Consider the following 17,537-nt stretch of genomic DNA (forward strand, 5'->3'; position numbering starts at 1 on the left):
TCGTCAACAGGCCGGATATATGGCAGCAACCTGTCCCTCATCAACGTCTGAGGCCTTGCAAATGGGAGGAGACCATATATGTTCTTCCGTGGATTCCGTGGCAAAGAAATCGTTTCTGTATCTTTCCGTGGCGAAAGAAGTCAGTCAGTGATGAACTGATTCATCAGGCGGTGGAGCCGGTCCACTTCCCGACGGGTCTCTCTCAACTCGTCCAGCAGGTCCAGCGACATGGCCAGCCCCGGCAGGTTGATTTTCAGGTCCCGCTGCAGGCGCTGGGCCTTGCGGAGACGGGCCAGGGCCTGCAGATCGAACGCCCAGTCACGGGCATCATCGGCTTCCTCCACAGGCGAGATGATGCCGTAGCTCACCAGCTTGATAATGAATTCCGCATGACACTCCCCCCGCTCGCAGAACTCCCGCAAGGTAAAGGTGCCATCCAGATCTTCCAGTTCGACGCTGACAATGGTCTCTGTGGTGTTCATCCTGCCCCCTGTCACACGTGCAGTTTACTGCGTGGGTTGAAGTGGCTCTCCGCCTTGGCGAGCTTCTCATACAGTGACTGAGCCTCGTCACTGTGCTGCTCGGGCATGACCACCTGGAGCACCACGATCTGGTCCCCGGGGTGCTTGCCGGGCAAGCCCTTGCCCTTCAGGCGCAGTTTACGACCACTGTTGGACCCTTTCGGTACCTTGAGGTTCACTTTACCGCCCAGGGTAGGCACGGTCACGCTGGCCCCCAGGGCCGCTTCCCATGGCGCCACCGGAACGGTAATCAGCAGGTCGCGGCCCTCCACGGTGAAGTGCGGGTGGGGTGCCAGCTCCACCTCAATGAAGAGGTCACCGTTGGCGCCGCCCCCGATGCCCGGCGAGCCCTGCCCCTTGAGGCGGATGTGCTGGCCTTCCCTCATGCCTGCGGGAATCTTCACTTTCAGGGTTTTCTGACGGGCAACCACACGACCGTGATCATCCAGCTCATGGACAGCGAACTGCACATGCTTTTCACAACCATTGAACGCTTCCTCCAGGAACAGCGGCAGGCGGGCATGGACATCCTCCCCACGGCTGCGCATGGTCTGCTGACGGAAGCCGCCACCGAAGCCACGACCGCCACCAAAGATCTCCTCGAAGAAGTCGCTGAACTGCCCGGCATCTGCTTCAGTGTAGCCCCCACCGCCAAAGCCGGACGCACTCTGCCAGCCGGGTGGCGGCTCGAACGAGCCATCCCCCCTGGCGCCATACTTGCGCAACTGGTCGTACTCGGCCCGCTTTTCCGGATCCTTGAGTACTTCGTAGGCTTCGCCCACTTCCTTGAACTTGGTGTCTGCGTCTTCTTCCTTGCTGACATCCGGATGATACTTCCGGGCCAGTTTGCGGTAGGCCTTCTTGATCTCTTCCGGGGTGGCAGACTCACTTACCCCGAGCGCGGCATAGTAGTCCTTGAAGTCCATGTAACCCCTCGCGTTAAGAAACGTTTACTGTCTCTTATAGTTGACGCAAATGGAGAAATTACAAGGCCAGGGAAGTGCGAGAGTTGACCGGGATCAGGTTGGCGGACGGGGGAATGTCAGGCTGGAAAGCCCCCCCACCCAGCAAGGGCAAGGGGGGGCTGGCCAGGTGGTCACTGGCGGGCGGTATAGTCCTGGTAGGACTTTTCTTCCACGAAGCGGGAACCCAGGGCCAGGTTGACGTCTTTCTTGATGGCTGCCCGCTTGTCGTTGGTGACGTAAACGGCGCGGGCCAGTTCGATGAAGCGGGGGCCGAAGTCCTGGGCCGCCTCCTGGTCACGGATGTCGTCCTCGATCTCCCAGAGCTGCTCATTGACGGACTTGAGCTGCTCACGCAAATCGCCGATGGCGGACTGATCCGGCACCGCCTGGTTCCAGGTGCTGGTCAGTTCATCCAGTTCCAGGCGCACGTTGCGAACCTTCGCCTCGTCCTTGATGCGCTCGGATTTGATTTCGAGGATGGTGATCTTGTCCAGCACCTCACCAAAGGATACGGGAACCTTGATAACGTCTGCCATGAAGGTGCTCCTGTCGAATCAGGTTAAGGGCAACGAAGCCGCCGTGCTGGCCTGCAGCTGACGGCGGCTGCTGTGACTCCGCGGTATTCAGCCGCTAACGTGCGTCAGCCACTCGCTGTGTTCAGGCAGCTTGCCCTTGACCGCGTCAAAGTATTTGCTCTGCAGTTTTTCGGTCAGCGGCCCACGCTTACCCTCGCCGATAATCCGGCCGTCCAGCTCGCGGATGGGTAGCACCTCGGCGGCCGTGCCGGTAAAGAAGGCTTCCTCGGCAATGTAGACCTCATCGCGGGTGATACGACGCTCTTTCACCGGAATGCCTTCATCCCGGCAGAAGTCGAGGATGGTCTGGCGGGTAATGCCTTCCAGGCATGAGGTAAGCTCCGGCGTGTGCAGTACACCGTCGCGGTAGATAAAGATGTTCTCACCGGAGCCTTCGGCCACGTAACCCTCGTTGTCCAGCAGCAGGGCCTCTTCGGCGCCGCCGGAGATGGCTTCATTCAACGCCAGCATGGAGTTGATATAGTTGCCGTTGGCCTTGGCCTTACACATGGTGATGTTGACGTGGTGCCGGGTGTAGGACGACGTGCGCACCTTGATGCCCAACTCCTTGGCCTCTGGCGACATGTACGACGGCCAGCTCCAGGCTGCCACCATGACGTGTACCTGCAGGTTGTCGGCACGCAGGCCCATGCCCTCGGACCCCAGGAATACCATGGGACGAATGTAGGCCTCGTCCAGGTTGTTTTCCCTCACGGCGCGACACTGGGCGTCGTTCAGCTGTTCCTTGGTGAACGGCATGGTCAGGTTCAGAATGTGCGCCGAGCGGAACAGGCGATCGGTATGTTCCTTCAGCCGGAAAATAGCCGCTCCCTTGTCGGTGCTGTAGGCACGCACACCTTCGAAACAGCCCAGGCCATAGTGGAGGGTATGGGTGAGGACGTGGGTTTTGGCATCCCGCCAGGGAACCATCTCACCATCCAGCCAGATCAGGCCATCACGATCAGCCATTGACATTATTGTTGCTCCTGGAAAACGTTTTTCGGAAAAACGGCAGTTTATCAGGAATAAACCGGGAAACGAAGTGTAGCATGCTACCTATATCAGTCATCAGCCATTACACGCTGCCACATCCGCTTCACGTACTCCCGTTCCTGTGGAAACGCATCGCCGGCCACCTGGCTGTTCAGGTTCTGCAACGCCCGGCGGTGAATGGTGGAACGCAGGGTAATAAAGGTTTCCCGCAGCTTGCCAGCATCCTCCACCGGCAGCACGCCGACACGACCCAGCTCTTCCATCTGGCGAATGTTGTCGGACCACTGGGTCAGCTCCGGATGGGCTTCGCTATGGGCCAGCATCAGGTACTGCACCAGAAATTCTATGTCGATCAGGCCGCCGGCGTCATGCTTGATGTGGAACACCTCGGATCGCTTCGATTCAGGGGTGCCCAGACTGGACCGCATTTTCTCCCGCATATCGACGACTTCCTTGCGCAGCCCGGCAGGGTCGCGATGCTGGCACAGGATATCGTGGCGCAAGCGTTCAAAGGCCTGCAGCGTTGGAGGGCATCCGGCCACACCTCGGGCCCGGGCCAGGGCCTGGTGTTCCCAGGTCCAGGCATCGTTTCGCTGGTACTTCTCGAAGGCCGTCAGGGTGCTGACCAGCAGGCCGGAATTGCCGGACGGGCGCAGGCGCATGTCCACCTCATAGAGCTGGCCTGAGGGGGTCTGGGTATTGAGGATATGGACAATGCGCTGACCCAGGCGGGTATAGAATACGGCGTTATCGATAGGCTTGTTGCCATCGGTGGATTGCTCCGGGTCGGCGTCGTGCACAAACACCAGATCCAGGTCCGACGTGTAGCCCAGCTCAAGCCCCCCGAGCTTGCCATAGCCAATGATGGCAAAGTCCTTGTCACAGGCGGAACCATCCGACCGCCGGGGATAGCCATGACGGCTGACCAGATTGGCGAACGCCACGTCGACCACGTGGTCCAGCACCACTTCGGCAATCCAGGTGAGGTAATCGCTCACTTTCATCAGCGGCAGGGTGCCACGCAGCTCCGACGCTGCCACCCGCAGGATGTGGGCCTTCTTGAAATGCCGCAGTGACTCCATCTGCTCTTCCAGGTCCTCGAATGGAATACGCAGCATCTGCTGGCGCAGGTCGTCCTCCAGTTCTTCCTTCGCGGGCGGATGATAGAGGCTCTCGGCATTCAGCAGCTCGTCCAGCAGCAGGGGTGTTTCCGCCAGCTGCCGGGCAATCCAGGGGCTTTCGCTGCACAGCCACACCAGCTGGGTGCGCGCACCCGGGTTTTCCAGCAATAACACCATATAGGCGGTGCGCCTCAGTATGGACTCCACCAGCTGCAGCACCCGGGACAGGGTTTGCGATGGCTGATCCACATGACAAAGGGCCTCCAGCATCACTGGCATGAACTGGTTCAGTCGCTGACGTCCCTGGGTCTGCAGGGTCTGGACAGTGCGGCTGGAGCGCAGGTCGGCCAACTCACCGAGACTGGCCTGGGGCGACTCGAAACCGTGCTCGGCAAGCCACTGCCCGGCGCCCTCCTCGTCCATTTCCGCCAGCCAGAGTTCCTGCCAGCCTTCGTCCAGATCCGACGATTCCTCGTCATCGTCGTCGAGGGCAATGATATCGGAGAAGTGGTGGGCCACCCGTTCCCGGTGCCCGTTCAGGGCCTGCAGGCAGTCGTCCCAACTGTCATAGCCCATGATCAGCGCCACCCGGGCCTGACCCAGCTCGTCATCCGGCAACAGTTGGGTCTGCTTGTCCTCCATGCCTTGCAGGGCATGCTCCAGGTTGCGCAGGAACACGTAAGCCTCACGCAACTCTTTTACTACCGGTGAAGGTAGCTGTTCCAGCTCTTCCAGCTCCTGCAGAATTCTCAGTAGCTCGCGCTGCTGCAGTTCCCGGTCACGGCCACCTCGAATCAGCTGGAAGGCCTGCACCACGAACTCAATCTCGCGGATACCGCCGCTGCCCAGCTTGATGTTGTTCTCCAGGCCCTGGCGACGCACCTCCCGGTTGATCATGGCCTTCATGGAGCGCAGGGACTCGAAGGCACTGAAGTCGATGTACTTGCGGTAGACAAAGGGCCGCAGGCTCTCCATCAGCACCTGCCCCGCCCGGGGATCACCCGCCACCACCCGGGCCTTCACCATGGCATAGCGCTCCCACTCACGCCCCTGGTCCTGGTAGTAGGTTTCCAGGGCGGCGAAGCTCAGCGCCAGGGCGCCGCTCTGGCCATAGGGGCGCAGGCGCATGTCCACCCGGAACACGAAACCATCGGCGGTGATCTGGTCCAGGGCCTGGATCAGTTTCTGCCCCAGCCTTATAAAAAACTGCTGGTTGTCGATGGAGCGGCGGCCGCCCCGGGTCTCGCCCTTACCGGGAAACGCAAAGATCAGGTCGATGTCGGAGGAAATATTGAGTTCGTGCCCGCCAAGCTTGCCCATGCCCAGGACAACCATCGGCTGCGGTGCATCCTCACCGGTGACCGGATCGGGGCCATAGGGGGTGCCCAGCTCCTCGCAGGCCTGTGGGTAGAGCCAGTCCAGCGCCGCCTGGATACCGATATCGGCAAAGTCGCTGGCGGCGGCCACCGTCTCGTGATAATCCGCCTGTTTCAGCGCATCCCGCCAGATCATGCGGAACTGGCTTTCCCGGCGAAAACGTCTCAGGGCCCGATGCAGGGAGGGTTCATCGGTCACCCCTTCCAGATAGGCCTGCCACCGTTGCCGTAGACTTTCGGCAGTAGTTGGCTCTGACAGCGGCTGTGCCTCCACCGCTTCCCGAATCAGCTCACCGTGGCGCTGCAGGTTTTCCCGCAGGAACAGGCTGCGCGCCATGGCCCCGGCCAGCGCCTCCTGCCCCATGCCCACTGCCTCGTTCGCCCAGGCTGGCACCCCCTCAGGGAACACATGATCCCAGGCGCCCGATACCTCGTCCGCCAGTGCCGGAGGAAGGCCGCTCCACGGTTCTGTCATAACGCAAACCCCTGTATCTCTGTTATATTCCAACTACTCTATACGTTGCGAGCCACTGAACAAGTGCTGATTGGCGAAAGCTGCCCGGCAACCGTTCAGCGCGCAGACACCCTTTCCAGACACGACTACCGTAGATGCTGCCATACCGCCGCTCACTGAATCCGGAACACCAGCTTGCCCACCTGCCCATGTCGGGTATTATCCGCAATCGCATGAAACGGCTGTTCATGCTGCTGGCCGGACTGATTACCTTACATGCCCTGATCCTCTGGGCCGCTGAGCCACTGTCCCTGGCGGAAAGTTTCTGGCTGGCCATGACCACACTTGCCACGGTAGGTTACGGCGACTTTGCCCCCGTGACCGCGTTGGGTCGCATCAGCACCGTGGTGCTGATGTACGTCTCCGCCATTACACTGCTGACACTGATTATCAGTGACTATATTGAATACCGTTTCTACCGCCGTGAACGCATTCTGACCGGCCGCTGGAGATTCGACATGAAAAATCACGTACTGATCATCAACACCCCCAGACGCGGTGGCGAGCAATACTTCATGCGGGTTGCCACCCAGCTCCGGGCCGTACCCGGCTATGAAAGTATTCCCATCATGCTGCTGACGCGGGAATACCCCAGTGGCCTGCCCCCGGAACTGAAGGATATCGGCCTGGTTCATTACCATGGCACCGGCGCCAGCGAGGAAGACCTGAAGGCAGCCCACGCCGGTCAGGCCCGGCATATCCTGCTGCTGGCCCTGGACGAGACGGACCCCTCCTCCGACAGCTATACCTTTGATATCGCCCACCGCCTGAGCGAACTGAACCTCGCCGGCAAGACCACGGCTGAATGTGTGCGGGACGCGAACCGCCAGCGCTTCCGGGCCATCGGAGTCCGTTCAACCATACGACCGGTGCGCACCTATCCGGAGATCATGGTGCGGGCGGTGGTCTCTCCGGGCACCGAAGCCGTCCTGGAGGACATGTTCAATTATGAGCAGGATCATCCACATAGGTACAATCTGACACTGGACGACCTGACCTGGTCTGATATAGTCAGCGCGCTGATTCGCCATGGTATCGGCACTGCGCTGGCGTACATCGACGACAATAACAACGTCGTCTGTCATCCAGAAGCCCAGCTGGAAATCAAAGGCCAGGGGTTGATTGTGCTGGTCAAGTCTATCGACACCCCCGACCTTTCCGTTGTGGAGGAAGCGCTGGAACGATACCGCCAGTTCCTCGCCAAATGGCAGGCGATGCACGAAGAACACTAGCAGCCTCTCGGACTTCAGGCTGCCCGAACAGCTAATCGCCTACCGGCATTGAAAAGAGGCTGCAGCGTGTCATTCCTTGATTCCGAGTTTTTCCAACCGCTTTACGAAGCTCTGGAAACCGGCCAGCCGGATGAAATCCGGGCGGCCGTCTCGTCGTTCAACGCGGCCGACCTGGCGGATTTCATCGAGCACACCAGCGATGAGGAAAACGAGACCGGCCTGAGCCTGTTACAGAGCCTGCCGGTGGATCAGCAGGCCAAGATCTTCGGCTATATCGGCCCGGAGAAGCAGCGCATATTTGCCCGGCTCATTCCGAACCGGGAACTGGCAGGCATCGCCACCAACATGTCGGCGGACGAGCGGGCCGACTTCTTCAACATCCTTGACGAAAACCAGCAACACGCGCTGTTCCAGTCCCTGGCCAGCCGGGAGCGGGAAGACCTGCGCCGCCTGGCCAGCTTTGAGGAAGGCACGGCCGGGGCGCTGATGACGTCCGACTACGCCGTGGTCAGCTCGGGAATGACCGTGGCATCGGCCCTGGCGCTGCTGCGCAACACCGCGCCGGACAAGGAAACCATCTACCAGGCCTATGTGGTCGACAACGATCACCGGCTGATCGGGGTCATATCCCTGCGCAACCTGATCACCAGCGCTCCCGGCGCCATGGTGGATTCGCTGATGGCCACCGGCCTGGTGTCCACCCACACCCACACCGAGCAGGAAGAAGTCGCGCGGCTGATTTCCCGTTACGACCTGCTGGCCCTGCCGATCATTGACGACGACAACCGTCTGGTGGGCATTGTCACCTACGATGATGCCATGGACGTGGCCGAGGCCGAGGCCACCGAGGACATGCACAAGGGTGCGACCGTCGGCCGCCTGGAAACCGGCCTCAAGACGGCATCGCCTTTTTCCCTGTATCGCTCCCGGGTTCAGTGGCTGGTTATCCTGGTGTTTGCCAACATATTCACCGGCGCCAGCATCGACCATTTCCAGAACACCATCTCCAGCCATATCGCACTGCTGTTCTTCATGCCCCTTCTGATCGCCAGCGGCGGTAATGCCGGGGCCCAGTCGGCTACCCTGATGGTGCGGGGCCTTGCCACCGGCGACGTCACCGCCAGGGACTGGGGCATGCTGCTGGGCAAGGACCTGCTGGTGGCAACCGGCCTGGGGCTGACCATGGCGGCGGCTGTGTCTGTGGTGGGGCTTTACAAGGCAGGGCCGCAGATTGCGACGGTCGTCGCCATCTCGATGATCGTGGTGGTGCTTATTGGCAGCACCATCGGCATGCTGCTGCCGTTCCTGCTGGACAAGCTGAAGTTCGACCCGGCCACGGCCAGCATGCCGCTGATCACCACCATCGCGGACGTCAGCGGGGTGCTGATCTACTTCACCATTGCCTCGATGGTGCTGGATCTTTCCTAGTATTCAAGCAGCGCCAGTTGGAGTTGGCCCAGTCTGGTCGAACCTGCCGCCAGTTCAGCCACGGTATCACCCGCATCCAGACGCTCCTTCAACCATGCCAGATCGCCAACCAGCGCCTCAGGCAAAATTTCCTTTTCCTGCAGACTCGTCAGGTCCTGAAGCAATGATGTATCCGCCGAGCCTGACAGCCAGGCGCGGGACAGGCCGTGTAGTACCTTGTTGACCGTTGGTTCTTCGTCCCCCAGCGGCACCGGCTGATGCAACCCCGCCAGGGCATACCCCTGCTCCGCCTTGCTGATCAGGTTCAGGAAGACCGGCACCGTCGCCGTCAACGCCCGGGCCCAGTCCAGCAGCACTGCTGAATTGCCCTGTTTTAGTTCAAGCTCAAGCTCACAGAGGTCCCTGCGCTGCTCTCCGGCCAGCACACTGCCCTGATCGAGGGCGCATTCGACGATGGCCTCTGCACTTTCCAGCATCAGGATACGGCGGACAAAGTTGGTCTCGAAGACCGGCTTCAGGTCCGCCAGGTTCACATCCTGACCCACCGGCGTATCGGCAATCAGGCCGATATTCAGGTCGGTGCCCATCAGCGGCCATTCCCACTCCTGGCGACGATGGGCGCCATCCACAAATTCACCCTGGGTTTTCAGGGTCTGGATGAACTCGTCGCCGGCCTGACGCACCCTCAGCGCCACTTTCTGGCGGTTGAGGTCGCCGGCCGGGGTGTCGTAGTAACGGTTCACCAACGTCTTCTCAGGACCCTTGCTGACACCTGCCTGGACCGACAGCCAATTCTCCGCCTGGCTGAGGGCGTCCGGGGTGAGACTGAGCTTGATTTCCAGTTCTTCTGCCATGAGTGCTCCACCTGTTGTTTCGGGCCAGTGGATTTTCCTGACACCATAAACGAAAAAACCGGCAGCCCGAAGGCTGCCGGTTTTTTCTTTACTGCTTCTTTAGTCAGCTGATTAGCTGATCAGAAGTAGTAGACTGCACCAACGGCTGCAACAGAAGCTTCGTCACTGTAGTCAGCAAAGGCATCATTTTCACCATCGCCGTCAGTGTCGATTGCATTGTAGCCATATACGTCGTCACCGCCACCCAGGTAGCCTTCAACATACACATACATGTTGTCAGACAGGTTATGCAGGGCCTGCAGCGTGATGGTGTCCATCGCGTCGCTGGAGTTATCGTCTTCAGCACGCTCGTAAGACAGCGCGAAGCGATTGGCACCCAGGGTGTAGATACCCTGAACACCATACAGGTCGTAGGCCTCGTCGCGAGTATGGAATTCAGCTGTCAGGGACAGCGCATCCAGGTTGGCGGTACCACGAACACCGTAGGTGTTCTCGTTGTCACCCACGCTGTTATCGTTGGAGTCAATGGCGGCTGCCAGCTCGAACATGCCAGTAGTGTAAACCGCTGCCAGCTGGTACGGGAACTCGTTGTCGCCTGTGGTGTTTTGGCTGTCTGATTTGCCGTTAACTTCTACGGCTGCCCACAGAGACAGGCCACCGAAAGACGGGGACATGTACTGAACCAGATCGCCTTCGCCGGTAGTGTAAGGAGCGCCAATGCTCAGATCAGCCGCTTCGTAATACTCAGAGATAACGGTAACAGCACGCTCATAAGTGGAGTCGTCACTACCGATCCACAGCTGACCGAGGTTGTCACCACGTACACCGATGTAAGCTTCGTCGATACGGAAGCTGTCGCGAGAGTCGATGTCGTCAGCGCCCAGGCGATCCATCTCGATCTTGAAGAAACCTTCCAGATCCGGAGTGATCATGTGGTCATGGGTGAAACCCAGGGTGGAACCGTTGTCACGATGCTCCAAACCATTTGGGCCATCCTTGATGTCACTGTATACACCGGCGTACTGGATGTTACCGTAAACGGTCGGCAGGTTGCTTTCCTGCGCCAGCACGGAGCCGGAGAAGGTAGCGGCGGCAATCGCTGAAGCGATAAGTGTCTTTTTCATCTTGCATCTTCCTTTTGAGTTAACTCAGGTTTTTAGCGACGGGCCTGACCCGCCTATCAGTCTCAGTACACCCGCAACCGGTAGCCATCTGGCTGTGGAAACGGGGCAATGACGTCAGATCTCTTCTTATGGGGATCCTTCACAGTCAATCACTTACAAAACTTTTTTGAAGCTTTGCCTTAAGTAGCACTGTTTTAATACATCAACAAGACAATTGCAAATCATTAACCTTAATTTTTCAGGTCTTTTTTGTCTTTACCCCATTGGGGTTATAACTCACGCTACGTCCGAGGGATCAAAATCAGGGCCAGAACCCTTACAAAACTTACTAATCAGTAAGTTGTGCAACCGTAGCCACTTAATCCACTCTATTTACAGGACGCCTTGAGCACCGTTTAAGAGCGCCAGCCAGATCGAGCCTGCTTGCGCGCACCATCGGTGGGCGCGCCTGCCGGATTTGCTGACTGTCAACCTATCAGCCTTGTGTGACAGTTTTATTCAAACCGTCAACAAAAATGTCACCGGCCCGTCATTAACCAGCGATACCTTCATATCGGCCCCGAAGCGGCCCTGCCCTACCCGGCTTTCCCCAAGCCTTTCAACGGCCCGACGAACAAACTCAGTCACAAGATCATTCGCTGCTTCAGGCGCAGCCGCATCGGAAAACCCCGGACGGGTACCGGACGCGGTATCGGCAGCAAGCGTAAACTGGGGAACCACCAGCAGGGAACCACCGCAATCCTCCAGACTGCGGTTCATTCGCCCCTGGTCATCAGGGAAGACCCGGTAACGGGCAATCTTGCGAAGCAGGGCATCCACTTCCCCTTCAGTATCCTTTTTCTCGACCCCGAGTAACAGCAACAGGCCGCGATCAATGCGGGCAATGGTCTCGCCATCCACCGACACACTGGCCCCGGTTACCCTCTGGATCAATCCTTTCATAACATCCCTGAAACCAGGTTAGTTTGAAGACGGATCGGATTCTATCGACGGAGTAACCCGGGTGCAAGTCGGGTAACCTGCGGACATCCGTTTTTTTATCTGTAATTTCCGACATCACCGGGGCAACCGTTGGTATCGGTCAGGCCAGGCGCGGCTCCGCCTGCCGTGACACGGTTTCCACCGCACGCATTAACGCATCAATAATGGGCGGTTCTGACGCCGAATGACCAGCGTCCCGAATGATGCGAAGTTCAGCCTGGGGCCAGACCTCACTGAGGGCAAAGGCGTTGTCCAGAGGGCAAACCATGTCATAGCGGCCATGGACGATAACACCGGGAATATCCGCCAGCCGGTGGGCGTTGACCAGCAACTGCCCCGGCTTCAGAAAGGCATTGTTCATGAAGTAGTGGCACTCGATACGGGCCAGCGCAATGGCGGTATGGGGGTGGGCAAAGTGCTCCACGACCCGGGGATTGGGGTGCAGGGTGGCGCACCGCCCCTCCCACACTGACCAGGCCTTGGCCGCCTGGATCTGTTCCAGCTCATTGTCACTGGTCAGGCGCCGGTAATAGGCCGACACCATGTCGGCCCTCTCCACCTCCGGGATAGTGGCCACATAGTCGTGCCAGTAGTCGGGAAATACCCGCCCGGCCCCGTGCTGGTAAAACCAGTGTATGTCCTCGGGGCGGCACAGGAAGATTCCCCTCAGCACCAGCCCCAGCACCCTGTCCGGATGGTCCTGCGCATAGGCAAGGCTGAGGGTGGAACCCCAACTGCCCCCGAACAGCATCCAGCGGTCAATGCCGAGAAATGATCGCACCCGCTCCAGATCCTCCACCAGCGCCTGGGTGGTGTTGCCCTCCAGTTCGGCCAGCGGCGTCGAACGGCCGGCGCCCCGCTGGTCCAGTAGGATGATACGAAAACGTTCCGCATCGAAGAACCGGCGATACCATTCTTCGCAGCCGCCACCAGGGCCACCATGGACGACGATGACGGGAACCCCCTCGGGGTTGCCGGACTCTTCCAGGTAAAGCTCATGGGGCGGATCCACCGCAAGCCTGTGACGGGCGTAGGGTTCGATTTCAGGGTAGAGGGTCAGCATTGCGGGCTCCTTTTGGCGATAAAAAGAGTCTAGCTGAGATTGGCGGGTAAGTTCATGTGTAAAAGCCCCTCTCCCCCGGAGGGAGAGGGGTTGGGGTGAGGGGGGGGAGCAGCCGACTCTAGAGCCCGGCCGCCTTTCACCCTCACCCTGGCCCTCTCCCCTCAAGAGAGAGGGGATGTACGTCGTAACCTCGAAATAACCCTGGCTTTAGCTCTTCTTGCCAGCACGCTTACGATCGTTCTCGGTCAGCAGCTTCTTGCGCAGACGGATCGACTTGGGCGTTACTTCCACCAGCTCGTCGTCGTCGATGAACTCCAGCGCCTGCTCCAGGGTATGCCTGATCGGCGGCACCAGGGCAATAACCTCATCCTTGCCGGAAGCCCGCATATTGTCGAGCTTCTTGGCCTTGGTGGGGTTGACCACGATGTCGTTGTCACGACTGTGAATGCCACACAACTGGCCTTCGTAAATCTCGTCACCAGGCGCCAGGAAAAGCTTGCCACGACTCTGCAGGGTTTCCAGCGAGTAGGTCATGGCCGTGCCCTTCGCCATGGAGATCAGTACACCGTTCTGACGGCTGCCCATGGCACCCTCTTTCAGCGGGCCGTAGTGACTGAAGGTGGACGTCAGGATACCGGTACCGGAAGTCATGGTCAGGAAGGTGTTCCGGAAGCCGATCAGACCACGGGCCGGAATCACGTATTCCACACGCATACGGCCTTTGCCATCCGGGATCATGTTGGTCATGTCACCCTTGCGCAGGCCCAGCTGTTCCATCACCGGCCCCTGGTGCTGCTCTTCGATATCGACGATAACGTTTTCGTAGGGCTCCTGCTTTACGCCGTCGATTTCACGAATCACGACTTCCGGGCGACCTACCGCCAGCTCGAAATTTTCACGGCGCATGTTTTCAATCAGCACGGACAGGTGCAGTTCACCACGGCCGGATACCTTGAACTTGTCCGCCGACTCGCCATCCTCAACCCGCAACGCAACGTTATGCAGCAGCTCTTTTTCCAGACGCTCCTTGATATTACGGCTGGTGACGTACTTGCCCTCCTTGCCGGCAAACGGAGAGTCGTTCACCTGGAAGGTCATGGAGACCGTGGGCTCGTCCACGGTCAGCGGAGGCAGCGCTTCCACATTGTTCTGGTCACACAGGGTGTCGGAAATGAACAGCTCATCCAGACCGCTGATACAGACAATGTCGCCCGCCTGGGCCTCATCCACCTCGACACGGTGCAGGCCGGAATGCCCCATAATCTTGAGGATACGACCGTTACGCTTCTTGCCGTCGGTGTCGATGGCGGTAACCGGGGTATTGGTTTTCACCTTGCCGCGCGCGATACGGCCGATACCGATAACACCCAGGAAGCTGTTGTAATCAAGCTGGGAAATCTGCATCTGGAAGGTGCCGTCGGGATCCACATCGGGTGCCGGCACATGGTCGACAATGGCCTGGAAGACCGCGTCCATGTTGTCGTCCAGCGCTTCGTGCTCCATGCCGGCAATGCCGTTTAGGGCGCTGGCAAAGACAATCGGGAAATCCAGCTGCTCGTCGGTCGCACCGAGATTGTCGAACAGGTCGAACACCTGGTCCACCACCCAGTCCGGGCGTGCGCCGGGGCGGTCAATCTTGTTGACCACAACAATGGGGCGCAGGCCGGCCGCAAAGGCTTTCTGGGTAACAAACCGGGTTTGCGGCATGGGGCCGTCGATGGAATCCACCACCAGCAACACACTGTCGACCATGCTCATGACGCGCTCGACTTCGCCACCGAAGTCGGCGTGGCCCGGGGTGTCCACGATATTGATGTCGTAGTCGTGCCACTTCAGGGCCGTGTTCTTGGCCAGAATGGTAATACCACGTTCCTTTTCCTGGTCGTTGGAGTCCATGACCCGCTCGCTTTCGAGCTCCTTACGGTCAAGGGTGCCGGACTGGCGCAACAACTGATCTACCAGGGTGGTCTTCCCGTGGTCAACGTGGGCAATAATGGCAACATTTCTTAGCTTATCAATCACAACAGGTTCCTGAGGCATGTCAGACGACCTGAGAGGGTTCAGTGCTCCGTCTGGCTAATTCACTCAAAACTAACGAACTAGCCAGACGGGACACCAGTGCCGACCTGTCGGTCGCCCACATGCCGTCTCAAATCCGGAAAATGAATACTTGTCACCGGCAATGAGGCCGGTATCCTGCGGTTGGCAGGCGCGCGAAGTATATCGGAAACAGGGTGTCGTTAATATGAAGAAAAACGCCTATTCTGTTTCAGTGCACTCCGGCGCCAGACGCACCACAAACGATCACGGTAACGCATTTTTGCACTATTTTAGTGCGCCCAAGCTGCCTTTTATACAGGGTCTGCCCCAGTGGAGAGCGTCTCCGCACTCCCGGGAAGCCGTGGTTGCGCTGTTCTGGCGCGCCAGAAAGAAACTGGCAAGCCGTTTGCATTCATTTTCGGCAGCCGACTATCAGGGCGATGCAGCCTCGTATCAGAGCTGCCAGCATCGCTGATATCATCGATCGGACCGCAGCAACGCTGAACGATCCGGCACAACGAACACCGAAATCACCCGCAACCCGGGTTAACTTACGGAGTAAGAGCACAATGGCCAAAACGATTGATCTGATCAAAGAACACGAAGTCAAATGGGTCGACATGCGATTCACTGACAGCCGCGGCAAAGAGCAGCACGTCACCCTGCCCGCCACCGAAGTTGATGATGACTTCTTCAGCGACGGCAAGATGTTCGATGGTTCTTCAATTTCCGGCTGGAAGGGCATTAACGAGTCCGACATGATCCTGATGCCGGACGACGAGACCTCCGTACTGGATCCGTTCACCGAGGAAACCACCCTCAACATCACCTGTGACATCGTGGAACCGACCACCATGCAGGGCTATGAGCGTGACCCCCGCTCCGTGGCCAAGCGTGCCGAGGAATACCTCAAGTCCACCGGTGTAGCCGACGGCGCCCTGTTTGGCCCGGAACCGGAATTCTTCGTATTCGATTCCGCCAAGTGGAAAGTCGATATGCAAGGCGCCATGTACGAACTCTACTCCGAGGAAGCCGCCTGGGTTTCCGGTGAAGACTTCGAGCGCAACAACATCGGTCACCGTCCGGGTGTTAAAGGCGGCTACTTCCCGGTTCCCCCGGTAGACAGCCTGCATGACCTGCGTGGCGCCATGTGTGCCGCCATGGAGTCCATGGGCCTGGAAATTGAAGTTCACCACCACGAAGTGGGTACTGCCGGCCAGTGCGAGATCGGTGTTGGCGCCAATACCCTGACCCGCAAGGCTGACGAGGTTCAGATCCTCAAGTACTGCGTACACAACGTGGCCCACGCCTACGGCAAGACCGCCACCTTCATGCCCAAGCCGGTGGTCGGCGACAACGGTTCCGGCATGCACGTACACATGTCCCTGAACAAGGACGGCAAGAACCTGTTCGCTGGTGACGGCTACGCCGGCCTGAGCGAAATGGCGCTGTACTACATTGGCGGCATCATCAAGCACTCCAAGGCCATCAACGCCTTCACCAACAGCTCCACCAACAGCTACAAGCGTCTGGTACCAGGCTTTGAAGCTCCGGTCATGCTGGCCTACTCCGCCCGTAACCGTTCCGCTTCCATCCGGATTCCGTACGTAAGCAGCCCCAAGGGCCGTCGTATCGAAGTTCGCTTCCCGGATGCGTCCGCCAACCCGTACCTGGCCTTCGCCGCCCTGATGATGGCTGGCCTTGACGGTATCCAGAACAAGATCCACCCGGGCGACGCCATGGACAAGGATCTGTACGACCTGCCCAAGGAAGAGGCCCTGAACATTCCGACCGTGGCCGAGACTTTCCAGGAAGCCCTGGACTGCCTGCAGGAAGACCACGAGTTCCTGACCCGTGGCGGCGTGTTCACTGAAGACATGATTGCCGGCTACATCGACCTGAAGCGCGGTGAAGTCGAGCGTCTGAACATGACCACCCACCCGGTGGAATTCGAGCTGTACTACTCTGTCTAAGCGGTAATAGCAGCGGGGTGTGCCAAAAGCCCCGCAACCGCTTCACAGCAGTGACAAAGCCCCGCTTCGGCGGGGCTTTTTTGTGACTTTTACCTCACCGTAACCTGAGGCGACGCATGGTAGATTGCATTGCCTGCACGCTCTGCCGATAATCCGGTCATGGTCCATCACAAGGTTCTGCCCATGAAAGCTCTGTTCCTGATTGCTGCCCTTACGTCAGCACTGATCGCCGTACCCGCCCAGGCCGAGGTCTACCGCCAGGTGGACGCCAACGGCAACGTCACCTTTACCGATGAGCCGGGAGACAACGCCGAGCGGGTGGACGTCAAGCCGGTCACCACGGTCACCATGCCCAAGCCGGAGACGGTGAAGAAGCAGCTGGCCGAAGAAGACGAGAGCATAGGCGACCAGGAAGCCTATGAATCCGTCAGCTTCACCTCACCGGCGAACGACGAGGCTTTCCATAGCGGTAGTGGCAACGTGGAATTCCGGGTTACCAGCACGCCGGCCCTGCGCCAGGGGCACCAGTTCGAAATCACCATGGACGGCACGCCGGTGGGACAGACCCGATCCGGCTCCGTGACCGTCAACAACGTGTTCAGGGGCACTCACAATGCCGGCGTCAACGTCATCGGCCCGAATGGCGAACGCATCTACACCGGCGACAAGATCAGCTTCACCGTCCACCGCCCCTCGGTACTCAACTGATTCTGGCATTCTGCCCAGGGCCTCGCCGACTGTCGCCGGGCCCTGTCCTTCCTCCCGCATGCGCGCTAT

15 protein-coding genes are annotated in these 17,537 nt (G+C 59.1%); 5 read left to right on the top strand and 10 right to left on the bottom strand.

Features of this window, described 5'->3' with window-relative positions; genetic code table 11:
- Window positions 1-140: 140 nt before the first annotated feature.
- The 5 genes from ACFOZ5_RS04915 to glnE all read right to left on the bottom strand — a co-directional run bounded on the left by ACFOZ5_RS04915 (window position 141) and on the right by glnE (window position 6,026).
- On the bottom strand, window positions 141-482 hold the full coding sequence (locus ACFOZ5_RS04915; protein WP_379885898.1) for a chaperone modulator CbpM: 342 nt from the start codon (window positions 480-482) through the stop codon (window positions 141-143).
- A gap of 11 nt (window positions 483-493) precedes the next feature.
- Entirely contained in the window at window positions 494-1,447 is a 954-nt protein-coding gene (locus tag ACFOZ5_RS04920) for a DnaJ C-terminal domain-containing protein (RefSeq protein ID WP_379885900.1), read from the bottom strand.
- 170 nt (window positions 1,448-1,617) lie between these two features.
- Window positions 1,618-2,022 carry a DUF6165 family protein gene (locus ACFOZ5_RS04925; protein ID WP_379885902.1) on the bottom strand — a complete coding sequence of 135 codons (405 nt, stop codon included), beginning with the start codon at window positions 2,020-2,022 and terminating at the stop codon, window positions 1,618-1,620.
- A gap of 87 nt (window positions 2,023-2,109) precedes the next feature.
- Entirely contained in the window at window positions 2,110-3,036 is a 927-nt protein-coding gene (locus tag ACFOZ5_RS04930) for a branched-chain amino acid transaminase (protein ID WP_379885903.1), read from the bottom strand.
- Between the two features lie 86 nt (window positions 3,037-3,122).
- Complete coding sequence (glnE, locus tag ACFOZ5_RS04935; protein ID WP_379885904.1) at window positions 3,123-6,026, bottom strand: bifunctional [glutamate--ammonia ligase]-adenylyl-L-tyrosine phosphorylase/[glutamate--ammonia-ligase] adenylyltransferase; 2,904 nt, start codon at window positions 6,024-6,026, stop codon at window positions 3,123-3,125.
- A 134-nt stretch (window positions 6,027-6,160) separates the two neighbouring features.
- Here glnE and ACFOZ5_RS04940 point away from each other — a divergent pair, with 134 nt between their 5' ends.
- Both ACFOZ5_RS04940 and mgtE read left to right on the top strand, forming a co-directional pair.
- Complete coding sequence (locus ACFOZ5_RS04940) at window positions 6,161-7,297, top strand: ion channel (protein WP_379885905.1); 1,137 nt, start codon at window positions 6,161-6,163, stop codon at window positions 7,295-7,297.
- 66 nt (window positions 7,298-7,363) lie between these two features.
- Window positions 7,364-8,725: a magnesium transporter gene (gene mgtE, locus ACFOZ5_RS04945; RefSeq protein WP_379885906.1), complete on the top strand. Its 1,362-nt coding sequence runs from the start codon at window positions 7,364-7,366 to the stop codon at window positions 8,723-8,725.
- Here the strand turns inward: mgtE and ACFOZ5_RS04950 are convergent.
- The 5 genes from ACFOZ5_RS04950 to typA form a co-directional block, all read right to left on the bottom strand.
- Window positions 8,722-9,579: a CYTH domain-containing protein gene (locus ACFOZ5_RS04950; RefSeq protein WP_379885907.1), complete on the bottom strand. Its 858-nt coding sequence runs from the start codon at window positions 9,577-9,579 to the stop codon at window positions 8,722-8,724. The genes mgtE and ACFOZ5_RS04950 overlap by 4 nt on opposite strands.
- Window positions 9,580-9,698: 119 nt before the next feature.
- Window positions 9,699-10,703, bottom strand: a complete 1,005-nt coding sequence (locus ACFOZ5_RS04955; protein WP_379885908.1) for a porin — start codon at window positions 10,701-10,703, stop codon at window positions 9,699-9,701.
- Between the two features lie 498 nt (window positions 10,704-11,201).
- On the bottom strand, window positions 11,202-11,645 hold the full coding sequence (dtd, locus tag ACFOZ5_RS04960; RefSeq protein ID WP_379885909.1) for a D-aminoacyl-tRNA deacylase: 444 nt from the start codon (window positions 11,643-11,645) through the stop codon (window positions 11,202-11,204).
- 139 nt (window positions 11,646-11,784) lie between these two features.
- Entirely contained in the window at window positions 11,785-12,747 is a 963-nt protein-coding gene (pip, locus tag ACFOZ5_RS04965) for a prolyl aminopeptidase (protein ID WP_379885910.1), read from the bottom strand.
- Window positions 12,748-12,954: 207 nt separating this feature from the next.
- Window positions 12,955-14,769 carry a translational GTPase TypA gene (gene typA, locus ACFOZ5_RS04970; protein WP_379885911.1) on the bottom strand — a complete coding sequence of 605 codons (1,815 nt, stop codon included), beginning with the start codon at window positions 14,767-14,769 and terminating at the stop codon, window positions 12,955-12,957.
- 223 nt (window positions 14,770-14,992) lie between these two features.
- Between typA and ACFOZ5_RS04975 the strand changes: the two genes are divergently transcribed.
- The 3 genes from ACFOZ5_RS04975 to ACFOZ5_RS04985 all read left to right on the top strand — a co-directional run bounded on the left by ACFOZ5_RS04975 (window position 14,993) and on the right by ACFOZ5_RS04985 (window position 17,468).
- Window positions 14,993-15,262 carry a hypothetical protein gene (locus ACFOZ5_RS04975; protein ID WP_379885912.1) on the top strand — a complete coding sequence of 90 codons (270 nt, stop codon included), beginning with the start codon at window positions 14,993-14,995 and terminating at the stop codon, window positions 15,260-15,262.
- A gap of 94 nt (window positions 15,263-15,356) precedes the next feature.
- On the top strand, window positions 15,357-16,760 hold the full coding sequence (gene glnA / locus ACFOZ5_RS04980) for a glutamate--ammonia ligase (RefSeq protein ID WP_379885913.1): 1,404 nt from the start codon (window positions 15,357-15,359) through the stop codon (window positions 16,758-16,760).
- Window positions 16,761-16,943: 183 nt separating this feature from the next.
- Window positions 16,944-17,468, top strand: a complete 525-nt coding sequence (locus tag ACFOZ5_RS04985) for a DUF4124 domain-containing protein (protein WP_379885914.1) — start codon at window positions 16,944-16,946, stop codon at window positions 17,466-17,468.
- Window positions 17,469-17,537 lie beyond the last annotated feature (69 nt).

The organism is Marinobacter lacisalsi (assembly GCF_042651045.1).
GTDB classification, from domain to species: Bacteria; Pseudomonadota; Gammaproteobacteria; order Pseudomonadales; family Oleiphilaceae; genus Marinobacter; species Marinobacter lacisalsi.